Annotated in this window: 15 protein-coding genes; 8 read left to right on the forward strand and 7 right to left on the reverse strand. The window is 66.6% G+C overall.

The genetic code is table 11. From position 1 onward, the window contains the following. Positions 1–3: 3 nt before the first annotated feature. The 6 genes from KAK88_RS06225 to KAK88_RS06250 all read right to left on the reverse strand — a co-directional run bounded on the left by KAK88_RS06225 (position 4) and on the right by KAK88_RS06250 (position 7,696). Positions 4–1,359 carry a PepSY-associated TM helix domain-containing protein gene (locus tag KAK88_RS06225; protein ID WP_242078314.1) on the reverse strand — a complete coding sequence of 452 codons (1,356 nt, stop codon included), beginning with the start codon at positions 1,357–1,359 and terminating at the stop codon, positions 4–6. Further along, entirely contained in the window at positions 1,359–3,440 is a 2,082-nt protein-coding gene (locus KAK88_RS06230) for a TonB-dependent receptor family protein (protein ID WP_242078315.1), read from the reverse strand. Before KAK88_RS06230 ends, KAK88_RS06225 begins: the two co-directional genes overlap by 1 nt. Before the next feature lie 69 nt (positions 3,441–3,509). Then, entirely contained in the window at positions 3,510–3,896 is a 387-nt protein-coding gene (locus tag KAK88_RS06235) for a hypothetical protein (protein WP_055804207.1), read from the reverse strand. 49 nt (positions 3,897–3,945) lie between these two features. Continuing rightward, positions 3,946–4,554 carry an aminoacyl-tRNA hydrolase gene (gene pth, locus KAK88_RS06240; RefSeq protein ID WP_066552078.1) on the reverse strand — a complete coding sequence of 203 codons (609 nt, stop codon included), beginning with the start codon at positions 4,552–4,554 and terminating at the stop codon, positions 3,946–3,948. 86 nt (positions 4,555–4,640) lie between these two features. Further along, positions 4,641–5,273, reverse strand: coding sequence for a 50S ribosomal protein L25/general stress protein Ctc (locus KAK88_RS06245; RefSeq protein WP_242078316.1), 633 nt, complete (start codon positions 5,271–5,273; stop codon positions 4,641–4,643). A 134-nt stretch (positions 5,274–5,407) separates the two neighbouring features. Next, on the reverse strand, positions 5,408–7,696 hold the full coding sequence (locus KAK88_RS06250; protein WP_242078317.1) for an ATP-binding protein: 2,289 nt from the start codon (positions 7,694–7,696) through the stop codon (positions 5,408–5,410). Positions 7,697–7,840: 144 nt separating this feature from the next. Here KAK88_RS06250 and KAK88_RS06255 point away from each other — a divergent pair, with 144 nt between their 5' ends. The 6 genes from KAK88_RS06255 to phoB all read left to right on the forward strand — a co-directional run bounded on the left by KAK88_RS06255 (position 7,841) and on the right by phoB (position 14,501). After that, a complete protein-coding gene (locus KAK88_RS06255; RefSeq protein WP_242078318.1) occupies positions 7,841–9,238 on the forward strand; it encodes an ATP-binding protein in 1,398 nt (465 codons plus the stop codon). Between the two features lie 140 nt (positions 9,239–9,378). Beyond that, positions 9,379–10,809, forward strand: coding sequence for a phosphate ABC transporter permease subunit PstC (gene pstC / locus KAK88_RS06260; RefSeq protein ID WP_242078319.1), 1,431 nt, complete (start codon positions 9,379–9,381; stop codon positions 10,807–10,809). Then, on the forward strand, positions 10,802–12,106 hold the full coding sequence (gene pstA, locus KAK88_RS06265; RefSeq protein ID WP_242078320.1) for a phosphate ABC transporter permease PstA: 1,305 nt from the start codon (positions 10,802–10,804) through the stop codon (positions 12,104–12,106). Before pstC ends, pstA begins: the two co-directional genes overlap by 8 nt. A 4-nt stretch (positions 12,107–12,110) precedes the next feature. Next, positions 12,111–13,058 carry a phosphate ABC transporter ATP-binding protein PstB gene (pstB, locus tag KAK88_RS06270; protein WP_185223868.1) on the forward strand — a complete coding sequence of 316 codons (948 nt, stop codon included), beginning with the start codon at positions 12,111–12,113 and terminating at the stop codon, positions 13,056–13,058. Between the two features lie 4 nt (positions 13,059–13,062). Beyond that, complete coding sequence (gene phoU / locus KAK88_RS06275) at positions 13,063–13,788, forward strand: phosphate signaling complex protein PhoU (RefSeq protein ID WP_017505976.1); 726 nt, start codon at positions 13,063–13,065, stop codon at positions 13,786–13,788. A gap of 20 nt (positions 13,789–13,808) precedes the next feature. Then, positions 13,809–14,501, forward strand: a complete 693-nt coding sequence (gene phoB, locus KAK88_RS06280) for a phosphate regulon transcriptional regulator PhoB (RefSeq protein ID WP_017505977.1) — start codon at positions 13,809–13,811, stop codon at positions 14,499–14,501. 40 nt (positions 14,502–14,541) lie between these two features. On the opposite strand, the gene KAK88_RS06285 is transcribed toward phoB, so the two are convergent. After that, on the reverse strand, positions 14,542–15,465 hold the full coding sequence (locus KAK88_RS06285) for an Hsp33 family molecular chaperone (protein WP_161638832.1): 924 nt from the start codon (positions 15,463–15,465) through the stop codon (positions 14,542–14,544). 157 nt (positions 15,466–15,622) lie between these two features. On the opposite strand from KAK88_RS06285, the gene KAK88_RS06290 reads away from it, so the two are divergent. After that, the gene (locus tag KAK88_RS06290) at positions 15,623–16,192 is read left to right on the forward strand and encodes a hypothetical protein (protein WP_242078321.1); all 570 of its coding nucleotides are present in this window, start codon (positions 15,623–15,625) and stop codon (positions 16,190–16,192) included. Positions 16,193–16,313: 121 nt separating this feature from the next. Next, positions 16,314–18,206 carry a phosphoglycerate dehydrogenase gene (gene serA / locus KAK88_RS16135; RefSeq protein WP_277928836.1) on the forward strand — a complete coding sequence of 631 codons (1,893 nt, stop codon included), beginning with the start codon at positions 16,314–16,316 and terminating at the stop codon, positions 18,204–18,206. The last annotated feature ends 98 nt before the right edge of the window (positions 18,207–18,304 follow it).

The raw sequence follows: 18,304 nt of genomic DNA on the forward strand, positions 1-18,304 counted from the left end.
CTTTCACGAGGCGGCGGAACGGCGCCGGATCATCGGACGCAGGGCTCGGTCGAGCAATACGGCCGCGATCAGGCTCAGTCCCGTCAGGGGATAGAGGATGGCGAGGGGCAGGACGATGCCGAGGACAGCGGCGCGCGCGCGCGGTCCCGGCGGGGCGGGCGGCGCGCCCAGGCGTCGGCGCGACAGATTGGGCGGGCGGCGCTTCCACCACATGACCAGGCCGCTGATCGCCAGCAGCCACACGCCGATGCAGCCCATCAGCATGACGATGCGGTTCGCCTGTCCGAACTGCGTGCCCTGGTGCGTATAGATGCCGAACTCGATGGCCTTGGCGCCGGCGCCGAACTGGTGATAGCCGATGTCGCCCAGCAGCCGCCCGGAGGCCGCATCGACATAGAGCGATCGGCTGTCCTGAACTCGCGTCGCCTGGGTCGTCAGCGTATAGGCGGTGTCGTCGGCCTTGGGGATGTTCACCGTATAGGGGCGCGCCAGGCTGGCCTGATCCGCGACCCGCAGAACCTGCGCCAGGCCGCCATGGCCGGCGTGGTCGTGGGTCATCACCATGCCCTCCATGGTCCAGCCGGCCCCGACCGGCGCATCGTGGTGCTGCACCCTCTGCCAGGCGCCGGCGACGGGCGCGGGCGGCCGCCCCAGCCCCGTCTCCTTGACCGCCCCCATGACCTTGTCGCCCCAGACCGCCGACCACGGCATGCCGGTCACGGCCAGAAACAGCACGACCCCGCCGACATAGAACCCCGTCAGCGCATGTAGGTCACGCCAGAACGGCCGGCGGCGGCTGTCGGTCGTCTGCGGTGCAAAGGTCGCGACGCCCCGCCCGCGCGGCCACCACAGATAGAGCCCCGTGGCGAACAGGATGATCGTCCAGCCGGCGACGATCTCGACCAGAATGTTGAACGGCCGCCCCAGCAGGGTCAGGCTGTGCGTCTTCTTGACCAGCTCCATGAACCCGCCGGCCGGAATGACGCCTGTGGCCCGGCTGGTGTGCGGATCGACGAAGACCGTCTTCTGCACCCCATCGGGTCGATCGACCCGCAGCCGGATCGCCTCATCGTCGCGGGCAGGCATGACCAGATTGGCGACCCGCCCGCCGCCTGCGGCCTGGGCGGCCGAAGCCACCCAGGTTTCCGGCGCCGCCTGAGTTTGAACGGCCGGCACGCGGATCATGTCGCGATACAGAAAGCCGTCGATCTCGTCCTTGAACAGATAGAGACCCCCCGTCAGGGCCAGCAGCATCAGCACCGGCATGACGAAGACGCCAGCATAGAAGTGCCAGCGCCAGACCGCCCGATAGGCGCCGGACAGGTCGTCCGGCGTCGTCTTGTCGAGATTGCGCGCCATCAGTAGCTCATCCTGACGCCGACATAGGCCGAACGGCCTTCGCCGGGGAAGAAGACGGCCTTGGACACGGTGGCCACGCGGGCGTCCGTGACCGCGCCGAAGTTCGACACATAAGATTCGTCGAACAGGTTGCGGACATCGGCGAACACCGTCAGTCGGCGATTGACGGTCCAGCCCATGTTCAGGTTCGCGACGGCGTAGGACGGCGACCTCAGAGTGTTGGCATAATCGACCCAGGCATCCTTGATCGACCATTCCACGCTAGGCGCGATGAACCAGCCTGCCGGATCGTCATAGCGAAGCTCTGCGCGGTACAGATGCGGCGGCACGACTGGCAGATGGCCGTCGCCATAGACCTTGTCCCCGTCGAAATAGAAGTCGGAGAAGGCGTAGGTCTGGCGCAGCCGCCATCCCGGCGCGATCCTCCAATCCAGCCCCGCCTCGATCCCATGGTGGATCGTCGGGCCCGCGTTGAAGGTGGCGGCCGGGATGCCCAGGGCGGCGTTTACAGCAAAGTTCAGCAGTTCGTGTTTCAGATCGGCGCGATAGGCGGTCACGTCCCAGGTCAGCGGTCCCCGCCGACCCCGCGTGCCGACTTCCCAGGTCACGGCCTCTTGCGGCACGAGGGGCTGATAGCCGCCGGCAGTCGGCGACAAGGCCGAGAAGTTGGGCGGCTCGATCGAGCGGGTCACGTTGGCGAAGACTTGGGCACCGTCCTCGCTCTCCCACAACAGGCCGGCGCGAGGCGTGAACCAGTCGAAGGTCTTGTCGGTGGTCAGGTCGATCGTGCCGACGACGCCGGGAACGACATAGCTCTGATAGTCGCGCTCGGCGCGCCCCCAGGTTCCTCCCGCGACCAGCGCCAGTCGATCGGTCACGAACAGCCGCCCCTCGCCGAAGACATCCAGCCCCTTGCCGTTCTGGAAGCTGCGGGCGCGTAAACCGTTCTGCTGTCCGCCGACATTGACCCACTGTTTGGCGTCCAGATCACCCTGTCGATACCAGGCGCCATAGAAGGCGTCGGCGCGCAGGCCGCCGATCCGGCCCTGCCAGTCGAACCGGCCGAGGGCGCCGTAGTTGCGGCTCTGCTGGTCGATGACCTGGAAGATGGGATGGTCCAGATCTTTCCAGGTTCCATAGAGGGCGCCCTCGAACACCGTTGCGTCGTCCAGCCTCCAGCGCGTCTGCAAAGTGGTGCGAAGCGAGCGCATATTGCGCTGATAGTTGAGGGCGATATTGGCGGGATTGGCCGCCTCGGGATTTGTCAGGGCGTCGGACAGACTGACGCTGCCCGGGATCTCCTGATGGATGTCGCCCCACGAGGCCAACAGGCGAACTTCGCGGTCCTGTCCAAAGCTGCGCCCGATGTTGCCCGACAGGTTCAGCGCCTTGCCTTCGCTCTGTTGACGCCACCCATCGACGCTCTGGCCCGTGACGGCGGCGAAACCGTCCCAATCGCCGCGAACGCCCGCGACCTCGGCATGGGCGCGCACGGTTCCGTAAGAGCCGCCGTCCAGGCGCAGGTTCAGGTTGGACGAGGCCGTGCGCCCCGTCGGCGTCACCAGATTGACCGCCCCGCCCAGCACGGCTCCGCCGAACCGCAGCGCATTCCCGCCCTTGTAGACCTCGGTGTAGCGGGCGATCAGCGGGTCGATCAGCTGGAAGTCACCGAACCCGTCGGCCTCGTTGAACGGCACGCCATCCTGAGCCAGCAGAACGCCGCGATTGTGAACCGCATTGCCTATGCCCGATCCGCGAATCGACAGGCGAATGTCGCCGCCCCACTTCTTCTGGGCATAGACGCCGGGCGCATCGCGCAGCACGTCAGCGAGGTTGGCCGCATAGCGGTCGGCGTAAGATTCGGCTGAAATGACAGCAACGGCGCCCGGCGTGCGCGACAGCCGCTGTCGCGCGTCTGCGACGACGGGCGGATCCTCGGCGTTGCGGCGGCCGGTGACGATGACGCTGTCCAGCAAAGCCGGTTCGGGAGTTTGCTGGGCCAAGGCGGGGCTTGTCCAACCGGCGTTGGATAGGGCGGCGAGCAGCAGCGCGCAGGGCGCTGCGGGGGTCTTGAAGGACATGGGATTGAACCTGAAATCAGAACGAGACGGCGCGCGGGCGCTGGGGCCGGCGCGAGCTTGGGGTCTGGTTCAGGCTTGGGGTGGGGCGGTGGACGGCGGACGCGGCGGCGCGCGAGCGGGCGGCGGCGGGCTGACGCTGGCGGCGACATAGACGACGCGCTCGACGGTGCGGACCACCGGCGCCGGCTCGGGCGCAGGCGGGCAGGGCAGGGCGGCGGCCAACGGCATGACGCAGGCCGCGCATTTGGCCCCGACGTGCTTGTTGACCGGGCCGTCCATGCCGCCGGACTGGATGGTCTGGGGGCCTTCCGCCGAACAGATGACCAGCGGATGGCCCGGCTGAACCGCCGCCAAGGCCGCGAACGGCAGCAGGGTTCCGAGCACGAGCGCAAACACCGCCGCCAGGAAGGCGAGCGATTGCGAGATCGACCAATTGTCGGCCTGAGCGCGGGTCACGTCTGGCCTCTACGGCGTTTTGCGACGGCGCGATAGGCGGCGGTTTGTCCTAAAGCTCGCCGCGCGCGGCCTGGCGGGGGCTGAACTTCGGCGCGGGGGCCAGGCGCATGACCTCGCCCTGATAGCGTTCGTCGTCGCCGGCGATTGCGAAGGGCAGGGCGTCGGCGCAGGCCTGAAGCATGGCGTCCAGCCAGGGCTGTTCGGCCTTGTGAAAGTCCCCCAGGACGTGGGGCATGACCAGTTCCTTTTCGCCCGGATGGCCGATGCCCATGCGTGCACGTCGGAAGTCGGCGCCAAGATGACTGATCAGGGAGCGGATGCCGTTCTGGCCGGCCGCGCCGCCGCCGGTCTTCATGCGGAACCGCCCTGGGGCAAGATCGATCTCGTCGTGGAAAACGATGATTTCACTCGGCTTGATCTTGTAGAACCGCGCCGCCTCGCCGACCGCCCGACCGCTTTCGTTCATATAGGTCTGGGGCTTCATCAGCAGGACCTTGGTCCCGTCGACCAGACCCTCGCTGACGATCGACTGGAACTTGGCGCGCTCAGGCCCGAACCGCCACCGGCGCGCGATCTCGTCGGCGGCCATGAAGCCGATGTTGTGCCGATTCTTCTCGTATTTCCCGCCCGGATTGCCGAGCCCCGCGATGATGATCATGGCGTCCTCTTGCCGTTTGCGTCAGGCAAAGAAAAGCCCCGCACGGCGAACCGGGCGGGGCCTGATCTTGTCGAAGCGACGAAGGATCAGTCTTCGGTCTTCTCGACCGGAGCGGCCTCGGCTTCGGCGGCTTCGTCAGCGGCTTCCGACAGGGCGGCCGACGAGATCTTGACCGTGGCGATCACGAAGTCGCGGTCGGTGATCGTGGCTTCCGCGCCCTTGGGCAGCTTGATGTCCGAGATGCGGATGGTGTCGCCGATTTCGGCCTTGGCCAGATCGACAACCAGCTCTTCCGGGATCTGGTCGGCGCGGACCAGGATCTCAACGGCGTGACGGACGATCTCCAGCGAGCCGCCCTGACGCGAGTAGGGCGCTTCATCGGCGTTCAGGAAGTGCACCGGCACTTCGATCTTGACCGGAGCCTTCTCGTCGACGCGCATCAGGTCGAAGTGCAGGGGGCGGTCCGAAACGGGGTCGAACTGCACGTCCTTGGCGATGACCGGCTGGGTTTCGTCGCCGTACTTCAGGGTCACCAGGTGGCCCAGCAGCTTGCCGGTGTAGAGCGACTTGCGGAAGTCCTTCTCGTTCACCGAAATGGCGACGGGGGCTTGCTCGCCGCCGTAAAGGACGCCCGGCACGAAACCGGCGCGACGCGCAGCGCGAGCGCCGCCGGTGCCGACGCCATCGCGGACGTCCACGTTCAGAATGATCTCGGCCATGTGGCTCGCCTCAACAACAACGGAAACGCCGCGCCAACCCGGGGCTCTCGCGGCGGGGGTGATGAACCCTCGAATTCAAGAGCGCGGGCTATTACACGCATCAGGTCCAAGGCGCAACCGTCAAAGGTTCCGCTTCACGCCGCCCGCGCGCGATCCTTCAGCAGCGACGTCGGCGCTGCGACGATGCCAAGCAGTTCTGCGGCGTTGAACGGCTTGGCCAGGTGGTGGTCGGCCCCGGCTGCGCGTCCGGCGGCGACGTGCTCCGGCATGGCGTTGGCGGTCAGCATGACAATCGGCGTGCGATCCAGACCCATCGTCGCCTCGTGCAGCCGAATCTCCTGGGTCGCGGTCAGCCCGTCCATGACGGGCATCTGCATGTCCATCAGCACCAGGTCAAAAGTATCGGCCCGGAAGCTTTCCACCGCCTGGGCGCCGTTCTCGGCGATCACGATCTGCGTCGGCGTCTGCGCCAGAATCAGTTCGATCACGCGGCGGTTGGTCGGATGGTCGTCGGCGACCAGCACGCGGATCGTCCGCGCCTGTTCCGCGACAACGGGTTGGGTCGGCGCAGGCTCCTTGCGCGACGGGGCCTCAGTCTGTCTCAGCGGCAACGTCAGGATGAAGGCCGCGCCGCCGCCGGGTTCGCTTTCACAGCCCAGGTCGCCGCCCATCATCTCGGCCAGCTGGCGACAGATGGACAGGCCCAGTCCCGAGCCGCCGAACTTGCGCGTGATGCCGCCATCGGCCTGTTCGAAGCGACTGAACAGGCGCGCCCGCGTCGCGGCGTCGAAGCCGATGCCGCTGTCCTCGACGGTGAAGCGCAGCACGGGCAAGCCCTCGCGATCCGCCCCCCGCTGCACGATCAGACCGACGAACCCCTTGCTGGTGAATTTGACGGCGTTGGAAATCAGATTGGTCAGAATCTGCTTCAGGCGAACCGCATCGCCCAGAATCCAGACGTCGTCTTCCAGATCGATATCGACGTGGAAGTCGAGATGCTTCTCACGCGCGTTCTCGGCATAGAGCTGAGCCGCCTCGCGCACGACCGTCGCCAGCTCGAAGGCGTCTTCCGTCAGCTCCAGCTTGCCCGATTCGACGCGGGCCAGATCCAGAATGTCGCTCAGAAGGGTCTGCAGCGTCTTTCCCGACGCCTGCATCAGATCCAGCATCTCACGCTGTTCAGCCGTCAGATCGGTCTTGGCCAGGGCCTGGGATAGGCCGATCACGCCGTTCAACGGCGTGCGGATCTCATGGCTCATATTGGCCAGAAACTGGCTCTTGGCCACATTGGCGGCCTCGGCCGCGTCACGCGCTTCGGACAGGGCTTCGGCGTCGCGTTTCAGATCGGTGATGTCGTTGCAGACCGTGACCGTCCCGCCCTCGGACGTACGGCGATCCTGGATACGCAGCCAGCGTCCGCCGGCGACCTGTTGCTCGCTGTTTGATGACAGCTGACGACGTGCCTGCATGCGCTCGTTCAGCCATTCTTCTTCGCGGCCCGCCGCCTCCTGATAACGGCCCTCGTCGATGCCGATGCGAAGAGCTTCGCGGAAGGTCAGGCCGACGACCAGATGCGGCTCGAGCTCGGGGTTCACCTCGGCATAGCGCGCATTCCAAAGCACCAGCCGATCCTTGGAATCATAGAAGCCCAGGCCATCGGGCATGGCGTCCACCGCCTCGCGAATACGGCGCAACGCGGTGGCGCGCGAAATATAGGCCATCATGCCCAGGACGGCGGCAGCCGTGCAGATCATCAGCAGAATGGCGGCCAGCAGCAGTCGCATCGCCTCGCTGGACAGCCCTTGGTCGGCGGCGACCGTCGGGTCCGGCGTCACCGTGATGGCGGACATGCCGATGAAGTGAAGAACGATAACGGTCGCGGAAAGTCCCGTCGTGGTCGCCAGCAGGCGCAGCAGGCCGCCCCGACGATAGAAGAAGGCCGTCGCGCCGCCGATCGCCAGGGCTGCGACGATGGACAGGGCGACAAGGCCGGGATCCCAACTGATGTGCGCCGGCGCTCTTATGGCGGCCATGCCCAGATAATGCATGGCGCCGACGCCGGCGACCGCGATCACCGCAGCAAGCACGCACCACATGCGGCCCTTGCCCATCAACGTCGAGCCGATCGTCAGGCCGATCATGGCCAGCGCGATCCCAAGAGAGGCGACTGTCAGGAACGGATTGTAACGCACCGGCACGCCGGCCACGAACCCTTGCATGGCCACGAAATGGGTCGCCCAGATGGACAGGGCGCCGATCATGACGGCCAGCAGGACCGAACGGCGGCGTCGACCGGGATCGCGCCGGCCCATCCGCTGCATGACGTGGGTGGAGACGCCCAGACCGGCCATGCAGATCAGCGCAGCGAACAGCGTGATCCGCCAGTCGTGATCGTGCGCAATACAATGGATTATGCGGTCCACGAGGCCTCCCCTTGAGCGTACGATAGACAACAATTCTAAAGAAACCGTGCGGCGAAGCTTATGGGCGCCGCAGGCTGTCGGCACGCCGTCACAGAATCCGTGCAAGGATCGGAATCGTTCTTCAGTTCGAGGTCGCCCGGACCCATGCCTTACGAAGTCTCGCCATCGCCCGTCGCGCCGGTCTCCACCTCGCGGCTGTGGACGGTCGGCGCCAGCATCGGCATCGCCATCGTGACCCTGCTGGTGCTGGCGATCCTGCATCCCGAACTGGCCAACTGGCTGGTCGGCGGGGCGGTGATCGTGGCGGCCTCGGCCTGGCTTTTGAACATGAGCGAGGCGAGCAGGGCTGAGCCGGCGACCAGCCAAGGCACCGCGACCGAGCCCGCTATCGACATGATGACGGGCGATCTTCTCGACCGGGTGTTCGAGGCGCTGGACGATCCGGTGCTGGTGGTCAGCGGCGGCGAGCCGGACGACATCGCCGGGCGACGCATCGTCATGGCGAACGCGGCTGCGCGCGAGCTGCTGCGCATCCAGCGTCAGGGCGCCTTGCTGGTTCAGGTGATCCGCGAACCGGGCGTGCTGGAAGCGGTGGACGAGGCCCTGTTCGGCGGAACGGCGCGAACCACGGATTATGCGACGGGCGGCCAGCGTGACCGACGCTGGCGTGCCTGGACCCGTCCGCTGTCACTCGAAGCGTCAAGCAAGGCCGGGTCCGAGCTGGCCCTGCTGATCCTGCGCGACGAAACGGACTCGCGCCGTATCGAGATGATGCGCGTGGACTTCCTGGCCAACGCCAGCCATGAACTGCGTACGCCCCTGGCCTCGCTCAGCGGCTTCATCGAGACCCTGAAGGGCCATGCCCGTGAGGACGTGGTTGCGCGCGACCGGTTCCTGGACATCATGTCGGCCCAGGCGGACCGGATGGGGCGGCTGGTCGCGGATCTGCTGTCGCTCAGCCGGATCGAGCTGAACGAGCATATTCCGCCCTCTGGCCGCGTCGATCTGGACCGCGCCGCCTCTGACGTGGTTGACGCCATCAGCGTTCTGACGCGCGAAAAGGAGATTTCCATCGCCCTGGATCAGGGCGAGGCGAGGGCGTCGATCAGCGGCGATCGCGACGAGATATTGCAGGTGGTGCAGAACCTTCTCGACAACGCCGTCAAATATTCGTCACGCAATGGCACGGTCGAAATCTCGGTCCGTTCGGACCTGTCGTTCGACGAGGCCTGGGCCTCGCGCATGCCCGGCGCCACACGACTGCCGCTGGTCACGCCGGACCGCACGGCGGGCGTCTCCTATGCCGCCGTCACGGTGCGCGATCATGGTCCCGGCATGGCGCGCGAACATCTGCCCCGCCTGACCGAGCGCTTCTATCGGGTCGAGGGTCAAAAGAGCGGCGAGCGGCAGGGGACGGGGCTTGGACTGGCCATCGTCAAACACATCATCAATCGCCATCAGGGCGGTCTGGTGGTCGAAAGCGCGCCGGGTATGGGCGCGGCCTTCACCGCCTGGTTCCCTCAACCGATCGAGCGACGCTGAGGGCGCGACGGACGGTCGCTGTCACCCAACTGTCATCGACCCGTCGTAATCCGCTGACCATTCGCAGGCAGTAGTCGCGCCGCGTTGGTCCCGATGTTCAGGACCGTCGTCGATTCGCGCACGGCGCTTCGGACTTCTGAATGATCTGGATTTATCTGCTGATCCTCGTCGCCTTGAGTGCGGCCGCCTTCCTGGGCGGGCGCGCGTTGGCGCGTCGTCGTGCGATCGGCGCAAAGCCCCATTCCCGCCCCGGCCAGCACGGCGCCTATGCGCTGATCTGGGTCGCCGCGCCGGCTCTGCTGGTCTTGATCCTGGCCTCGGTCTTCGCCGCCCCGCTGCAGCGTCAGCTGACGGCCGCCGGCACGCCTGATGCAGTCGCGGCGCTGGAGCGCTTCCGTCGTGACGCCTTCTTCGCCGACGCCCACCGCGTGGGTCGTGGCGAGCCCGCCCTGCAGATCTGGGAGCGTCCGCTGGCCGAAGAGCTGCCGGTCGAGGCGCGCCGCATGGTTCGCATCGAACGCACCCTGTCGTGGGGCGGCGGCGTCGCCGCCATCCTGGCCGCCATCCTGGGCGGACTGTTCGCCCTGACGCAGATCAAGCCCCAGACGCGCGCCCGCAACCGGGTCGAGGGCTGGATCTACGGCGCCCTGTTCGTCTGCTCGGCCATCGCCGTCCTGACGACCCTGGGCATCATCGCCTCCCTGGCCTTCGACAGCTTCCGCTTCTTTCAGAAGGTGCCGGTTCTCGACTTCCTGTTCGGCACCCAATGGAGCCCGCAAATCGCCATCCGCGCCGATCAGGTCGGATCGTCGGGCGCCTTCGGAGCCGTGCCGCTGTTCGCCGGCACCCTGTTGATCATGGTCATCGCCATGTGCGTCGCCGCGCCGATCGGCCTGCTGTCGGCCATCTATCTGTCGGAATACGCCAGCCGCACGACCCGCGCCGTGATCAAGCCGCTGCTAGAGGTTCTCGCCGGCGTGCCGACCGTCGTTTACGGCTTCTTCGCCGCCCTGACCGTCGGACCCTTGCTGCGGGTCCTGTTCAACGAGGTAGGCCTCTTCCTGATCGGCGGACCGCTGGACGGGCTGGGCCAATACCTGGCCTTGGTTCAGAACCAGATGGCCCTGACGGCCGGCGCAGTGATGGGCATCATGCTGATCCCGTTCGTTTCGTCCCTGTCCGACGACATTCTGAACGCCGTGCCCCAGTCGCTGCGTGACGGCTCGTTCGCCATGGGCGCGACCAAGTCCGAGACGGTGAAGCGGGTTCTTCTGCCCGCCGCGCTGCCGGGTATCGCCGGCGCCCTGCTGCTGGCCGTGTCGCGCGCCATCGGCGAGACCATGATCGTGACCATGGCCGCGGGCCTGGCCGCCAATCTGACCTTCAATCCGCTGGACACCGTCACCACCGTCACCGTGCAGATCGTGACCCTGCTGACCGGCGACCAGGAGTTCAACAGCGCCAAGACCCTGTCCGCCTTCGGCCTGGGCCTGACCCTGTTCCTGGTGACCCTGATGCTGAACATCATCGCCCACCGGATCGTGCAGACCTATCGGGAACAATATGACTGACGCGACCCCCGATCAGATCGCCGGCGCGGCCGCTAACGGACGTCTGGACCGCCTGCGTGCGGGCCTGAAGCGTCGTCACGCGAGGGAAACGCGCTTCAAATGGTATGGCCGCCTGGCCATCGCCGCCGCCATGCTGTTCCTGGCCGTGCTGCTGGTCCGCATCGTCGAGCAGGGCCACACCGCCTTCTACACCCACACCGTCACCGTGCCGGTCTTCATGGACCCGTCGCGCGTCGACCGCGCCTATCCGCAGGGCTCAAACTTCGAGCAACTGGCCGCCGAGCAGCAGCTGGCCCGCATGGGCATTCAGGACGACGCGGCCGGCACGAAGGCCGCGCAGATGAAGCGGCTGTTCTCGTCTGAGCTGAAGTTCGTCGCCGCCGACCTTGTCGCCAAGCGCAGCGAGGTGATCGGCGAGACCGTGCCCCTGGCCGTGCCGCTGTCCGACGACGCCGATCTGTATCTGAAGGGCGAAATCTCCAAGGCCACGCCTGAGGATCAACGCCGCCTTACCGATCAGCAGATCGCCTGGCTGGATCGGATGAAGTCCAATGGCGTGATCGGCTCGCACTTCAACACCGCCCTGTTCACCAACGGCGATTCGACCCAGCCCGAGCTGGCGGGCGTCTTGGGCGCCGTGGTCGGTTCGGCCCTGATGCTGATGGTCACGGCCCTGATCGCCATTCCGCTGGGCGTCGGCGCGGCCATCTGGCTGGAAGAGTTCGCGCCCAAGAACAAGCTGACCGACATCATCGAGGTCAACATCAACAACCTCGCGGCCGTGCCGTCGATCGTCTACGGCCTCTTGGGTCTGGCCCTGTTCATCAACTGGATGCATCTGCCGCGCGCCAGTCCCATCGTCGGCGGTCTGGTCCTGGCGCTGATGGCCCTGCCGACCCTGGTCATCGCCACCCGTTCGGCGCTGAAGGCCGTGCCCCCTTCAATCCGCGAGGCCGCTCTGGCCATGGGCGCATCCAAGACCCAGACCGTGTTCAGCCATGTCCTGCCGCTGGCCATGCCCGGCGTCATGACCGGCGCCATCATCTCGATGGCCCACGCCCTGGGCGAGACCGCGCCGCTGCTGCTGATCGGCATGGTCAGCTTCGTGCCGGGCGTGCCGCACGCCATCGACCAGCCGGTCGGCGCGTTGCCCTCGCTGATCTACATCTGGGAGAACGCCTCGGAGCGGGCCTTCCACGAACGCACCGCTGCGGCGATCATCGTCCTTCTGGTCTTCATGATCATCATGAACGCGGCGGCCATCATCCTGAGGCGGCGCTTCGAGCGTCGGTGGTAAGAGAATGAAATTCCGTATTTTCCGCTCCGCCGAGGACCAGACCGGTGCCGGCTCGGTCGATCCGACCGAAGCGCCGCGCATGGGCGGCCAGGTCCTGCCCGAAATCGCTCCGTCCAAGGGCGCAGCCGCCGAACCGCGCGTCGAGGACGCTACGCCCCGGTCGGGCCCCGCCGTGGTCGACAGCCCGCCCGTCGGTCCGATCAAAATCGCCGCGCGCGATGTCTCGGTCTTCTATGAGGGCAAACAGGCGCTCTACGACGTCTCGCTGGACATCCCGGACAAGACCGTCACGGCCCTGATCGGCCCGTCGGGCTGCGGCAAGTCCACCTTCTTGCGGACCATGAACCGCATGAACGACACCATCGCCGGGGCCAAGGTCACGGGCCGCATCGCTATGGACGGCGAGGACATCAACGACCGCTCCATTGACCCGGTGCTGCTGCGCGCCCGCGTCGGCATGGTGTTCCAGCGTCCGAACCCCTTCCCCAAATCCATCTACGAAAACGTCGCCTATGGGCCCAAGATTCACGGCCTGGTGTCCTCGAAGGCTGAGATGGATGAGGTCGTCGAAAAGGCGCTGAAGCGCGCCGGCCTGTGGGACGAGGTCGCCGACCGCCTGCAATCGTCGGCCATGGGTCTGTCGGGTGGCCAGCAGCAGCGTCTGGTCATCGCCCGCGCCATCGCCGTGAACCCCGAGGTCATCCTGATGGACGAACCCTGCTCGGCGCTGGACCCCATCGCCACGGCGCGGATCGAGGAGCTGATCGACGAACTGCGCGAGCGGTTCTGCATCGTCATCGTCACCCACTCGATGGCCCAGGCCGCGCGCGTGTCGCAACGCACCGCCTTCTTCCACATGGGCCGTCTGGTCGAGACCGGGGACACGGAAGACATCTTCCAGAATCCGCGCGAACGGCGCACGCTCGACTACATCACGGGACGCTTCGGCTAATCCGATGAACCAGCACACCGTCAAAGCCTATGGCGACGAACTGAACCAGATCACGGCCGAGATCGCCCGCATGGGCGGCCTTGCCGAGGCCCAGGTCGCGGACGCCATCGATTCCGTCGCCCGGCGCGACATCGCCCTGGCCCGCGCCGTGGTGGAACGCGATCTGAAGCTGGACGCCCTGCACCGCGATATCGAGAAGAAGGCGATCCGCCTGATCGCCCTGCGCCAGCCGGTCGCCAGCGACCTACGCCGCACCCTGGGCGCCATGAAGATCGCCACCGATCTGGAGCGCACCGGCGACCTCGCCAAGAACATCGCCAAGCGCGCGCTGATCCTGGCCGAAGCCCAGCCGATGCAGCCCCTGACCCGTTCGATCGAGCGGATGGGACGGCTGGTCTCGACCCGCCTGCGTGATGTGCTGGACGCCTATACGGCCTCGGAACTCGATCGCGCCGTCGCCGTCTGGCAGACCGACGACGAGGTCGACGAGCACTACAACGCCCTGTTCCGCGAACTGCTGACCTACATGATGGGCGATCCGCGCACGATCGGCGCCTGCACCCATCTGCTCTTCATGGCCAAGAACCTGGAGCGGATCGGCGATCACGCGACCAACATCGCCGAGACCGTTCACTACGAGATCACGGGCGAGGACATCGTGGGCGAACGCCCGCGCGCCCAGCCCACGGCTGAGGATTCCGATCCGACGCCGAACCTTTCGACGCACTGACCCGAGACCGGAGACCCGACGTGCAGCCCTATATCCTTGTGATGGAAGACGAGGACGCGCTGGCGACCCTTCTTCAGTACAATCTCGAAAAGGAAGGCTACGACGTCGCCGTCGCCGCCGACGGCGAGGAGGGCATGCTGCAGATCGACGAGCGTCTGCCCGATCTTGTTCTGCTGGACTGGATGCTGCCCAAGCTGTCGGGCATCGAGGTCTGCCGTCGCATTCGCGGCAAGGCCGAGACCCGCAACCTGCCGATCATCATGCTGACGGCGCGCGGCGAGGAGAGCGACCGGGTTCGCGGCCTGGACACCGGCGCGGACGACTATCTGACCAAGCCCTTCTCGATGGTCGAACTGATCGCGCGCATCCGCGCCGTCCTGCGCCGCATCCGTCCCGGTCTGGCCGACGACCGTTTGAACCACGGCGACATCGTCGTGGATCGCGTCTCGCACCGGGTGAAGCGCAACGGCAAGGAGGTCCATCTGGGCCCGACCGAGTTCCGCTTGCTGGACCACTTCATGCAGCACCCCGGACGGGTGTTCAGCCGCGAGCAGCTGCTTGACGCGGTCTGGGGCTCGGACGTCTATGTCGAGGCTCGCACGGTGGACGTCCACGTCGGTCGCCTGCGCAAGGCCTTGGCCATCGCCGACGAAAGCGCCAATCCCATCCGCACGGTCCGCTCGGCGGGCTATTCGCTGGATTTGGAAGGCTGAGATCAAAAAAGGGCGGCTCCCCGGAGCCGACCTTTCTCGTTCAGATTTGCTCTGCGACCACTTCTTCGGGGTCCAGCGCATAGACCGTGGCGCAGTATTCGCAGGTGACGCGGATCTTGCCGTCGTCTTCCAGCATTTCGGCGCGCTCGGCCGGATCGAAGGACGCGAGGACCGAGGTGATCCGTTCGCGCGAGCAACGGCAGACGGCCGTCAGTTCTCGCGCGCCCTCCAGCCGCACGCCGTCCTCGTGGAACAGGCGGAACAGCAGCGTCTCGGGCGAGATCGTCGGATCGACCAGTTCGTCATCGCCCAGCGTGCCGAACAGGGCTCGCGTGCGGTCCCAGACTTCTTCGGTCGAGCCGCGGGCCTCGTCGCCGGCGATGATCTGGATCATCGCGCCGCCGGCGCGCCATTGCGATCCGGCCTCGGTCTGAACCTGGCCGACGGCCAGACGCACCTTGGTCGGCACCTGTTCTGACTGCTGGAAATAGTGTTCGGCCGCCAGCGACAGGCTTTCGCCCTCGATCGGCGTGATGCCTTGGGTGCGCTCGAAGTCCGGGCCGCGATCCAGCGTCATGATGAAGACGCCCTGGCCCAGCAGCGAGCGGGCGCCGGGACGGGCAAACCCCTGCGACGCCTCGGCGACCTCAGCCTCGTCATAGCGGCAATAGCCGCGCAGCGATCCGTCGGTGCCGTAATCGGCGACGACATAGCGGACGGGGCCGTCGCCCTGCGCCTGGACCAAAAGCCGACCCTCGAACTTCAGGCTGGAGCCGATCAGGGCCGCCAGCGCGCAGGCCTCGCCCAACAGTGCGGCGACCGGCTCGGGATAGGCGTGGGCGGCCAGGATCTTGTCGATGGTCGCGCCTAGGCGAACCAGACGACCGCGCACGGGCCAGCCTTCGATCTGGAAGGCGGCGGCCAGATCGTCGGAAACGGGAATATTGGGCGCGTGATCGGTCACGGCGAGGTCCTTTGGGGCGTCATTTGGGGATCGCGGCTATGTAGGCGCCCGCAGGCGACTTGATAAGGGGGCTAATCCGCTGGGTCTGGGGGAGGGCGACGGAACCGATTTCGGCGCGGATCGCTCTTTTGGCTCAAGCGGAGCCGTCGCTCCGTTCATGACGCCAATAACTGAAGAGGTTCCGCCGATGATCCGCGACATCGATCCGATCGAAGAGATTCGCAAACACCCCGGCATCACCGCCGGCAGCCTCCTCGCGGTCGCGCTCGGCGCCGTCGCCGTCGTCTATTTGACGCAACGCAGCGGCCCCACCCGTTACCAGCGCATCAAGTCGCGTATCGACCCGCGCGGCTGGGTCGATACGTCCGAACTGCGAGACCGTTTCCACGATGCCGTCGACGCCTTCCGCCACCGCGCCGAGGATGTCGGTGAACGCGCTGGCGCGCTGTCGCGCGACGCCCGCCATCGTGCGGCAGACGCCGCCTATGATGTACGCGACCGCGCCGACGACTGGTTCCGTTCGGCCCGCAAAGACGGCAAGAAGGCGCTGAAGAAGCATGGCAAGACGGCGCGCCGCTATGCTGACGACGCCGGTCAATATGCGCGTGATCACGCCCGCGAAGGCGGCGCGCTGCTGGCGGTGGCGACCATCGCCGCAGCCGTCGGCGCAGCGGTGCTCGAAAGCCGTCGTCCCGACAGCCACGTGCGCCGCATCGCGCGCTTCTGACATTTTCGTGCCGCCCGCCCGGTGAAAATCCTGGCGGGCGGCATACTTTTAGCGCATCTGCCCACAGTGAGCAGTATCGCTCGGCTTTGCCGCAGGCGCGAAGGCCGCTAAGACGCCGCCCATGAGCGCACGCCCCACCCTGATCTTCGACTTCGATTCGACCCTGGTCGATTTCGAAACCCTGGAAGCCTTGGCCGACATCGCCCTGGCGGATGCGCCCGGCGCTGCCGAAACCCGAGCCCAGATCGCCGCCCTGACGGATCAGGCCATGACCGGAGATATCGAGTTCGGCGAGGCTTTGCGTCGCCGGTTGGCTCTTCTGCCGCTGACCCGCGCCCATGTCACCGCCTTGGCCCAGAGCGCGTCGGACCACCTGACGGCGTCGGTGCGGCGCAACCTAAATTTCTTCCAGCAGAATAAGGGCAAGGTCGTCATCCTCTCCGGGGGCTTTCGCGAGGTGATCGCGCCCGTCGCGGAAGAGCTGGGCGTCGCTGCCGATCGCTTGCTGTGCAACGATCTGATCTATGACGCCGACGACCGCGTGGTCGGCGTGGACGACGCCAACCCGCTGTCGCACGTCAATGGTAAGCCGACCGCCATTCACGGCCTGAACCTGTCGGGCCGCGTCGTCATGGTGGGCGATGGCTGGAACGACGCCGAGGTCAAGATCGCGGGCGCCGCCGACGCCTTCTACGCCTTCACCGAGGTCGTGCGCCGCGCGCCGGTGGTCCAGGTCGCCGACGCCGAGGCCGCGTCGCTCGACGAGGTGCTACATGCCGAAGGCCTGGTCGGTCGCTGGTCCTTCCCGCGCAGCCGCATGAAGATGCTGCTCCTGGAAAACATCCACCCCGCCGCCGTCGAGCGGCTTGAGGAGGCGGGCTATTCGGTTGAAACCCAGAAGGGCGCGCTGGACGAGGACGACCTGATCGCGGCCATCAAGGGCGTCCATGTCCTGGGCATCCGCTCCAAGACCACGGTCAGCCGCCGCGTTCTGGAACAGGCTGATCGGCTGATGGCTGTCGCGGCCTTCTGCATCGGCACCAACCAGATCGATCTGGATGCGGCGTCGGATCACGGGGTGGCGGTGTTCAACGCCCCCTATTCGAACACTCGTTCGGTAGTCGAACTGGCCATCGGCCTGATGATCGTCCTGATGCGCGACGTTCCGGACAAGTCGGCGGCCATGCACGTCGGCAAGTGGAACAAGTCCGCCACCGGCTCCAAGGAGCTGCGTGGCAAGACCTTGGGCATCGTCGGCTACGGCGCGATCGGCAGCCAGTTGTCGGTATTGGCTGAAAACCTGGGCATGCGGGTGCTGTTCTACGACCTGTCCGAGCGCTTGGCCCTGGGCAATGCGCGCCGCATGCGCTCGCTGGATGCGCTGCTGGCCGAAAGCGACGTGGTCACCCTGCATGTCGATGGCCGCAAGGAGAACGCCAACATCTTCGGCGCGGCCCAGTTCGGCCGGATGAAGGAAGGCGCGCTGTTCCTGAACCTGGCGCGCGGCCATGTGGTCGATGTCGGCGCCCTGTCCCAGGCGATCGGCTCGGGCCGGGTCGCCGGCGCCGCCGTCGATGTCTTCCCCGAGGAGCCGCGCACCAACGCCGACCCCTTCGAGAGCCCGCTTCAGGGCCTGCCCAACATGATCCTGACGCCGCACATCGGCGGCTCGACCGAAGAGGCGCAGGAGGCCATCGCCGAGTTCGCGGCCGAACGTCTGCTGGGCTATCTGAACCGGGGCGACACGACCTTCAGCGTCAACCTGCCCAACGTCCAACTCTCCGAGGTTTCGGGCGCCCACCGCATCCTGCACATCCACCGGAACCAGCCGGGCGTGCTGGCCGAACTGAACCGCGCCCTGGCGTCGGCAGGCCTGAACATCCTGGGCCAGCATCTGAAAACGGACGAGCGCACGGGCTATGTCATCACCGATGTGGACCGCGACTACGACCCGGAGGCGCTGCGTGAACTCAAGACCGTGCCGGGCACGCTGAAGTTCCGCACGTTGCAGTGATACGTCGCTCGCAAATATCTTCTCAAAGCTGACCTCGCGGCATCTTGCGCTCTGCGCGAACTGGCGCATCCTCACGTCGAACGGCCGCGCAACGACGG

The organism is Brevundimonas diminuta, assembly GCF_022654015.1.
In the GTDB taxonomy this organism is placed as follows: Bacteria; Pseudomonadota; Alphaproteobacteria; order Caulobacterales; family Caulobacteraceae; genus Brevundimonas; species Brevundimonas diminuta_C.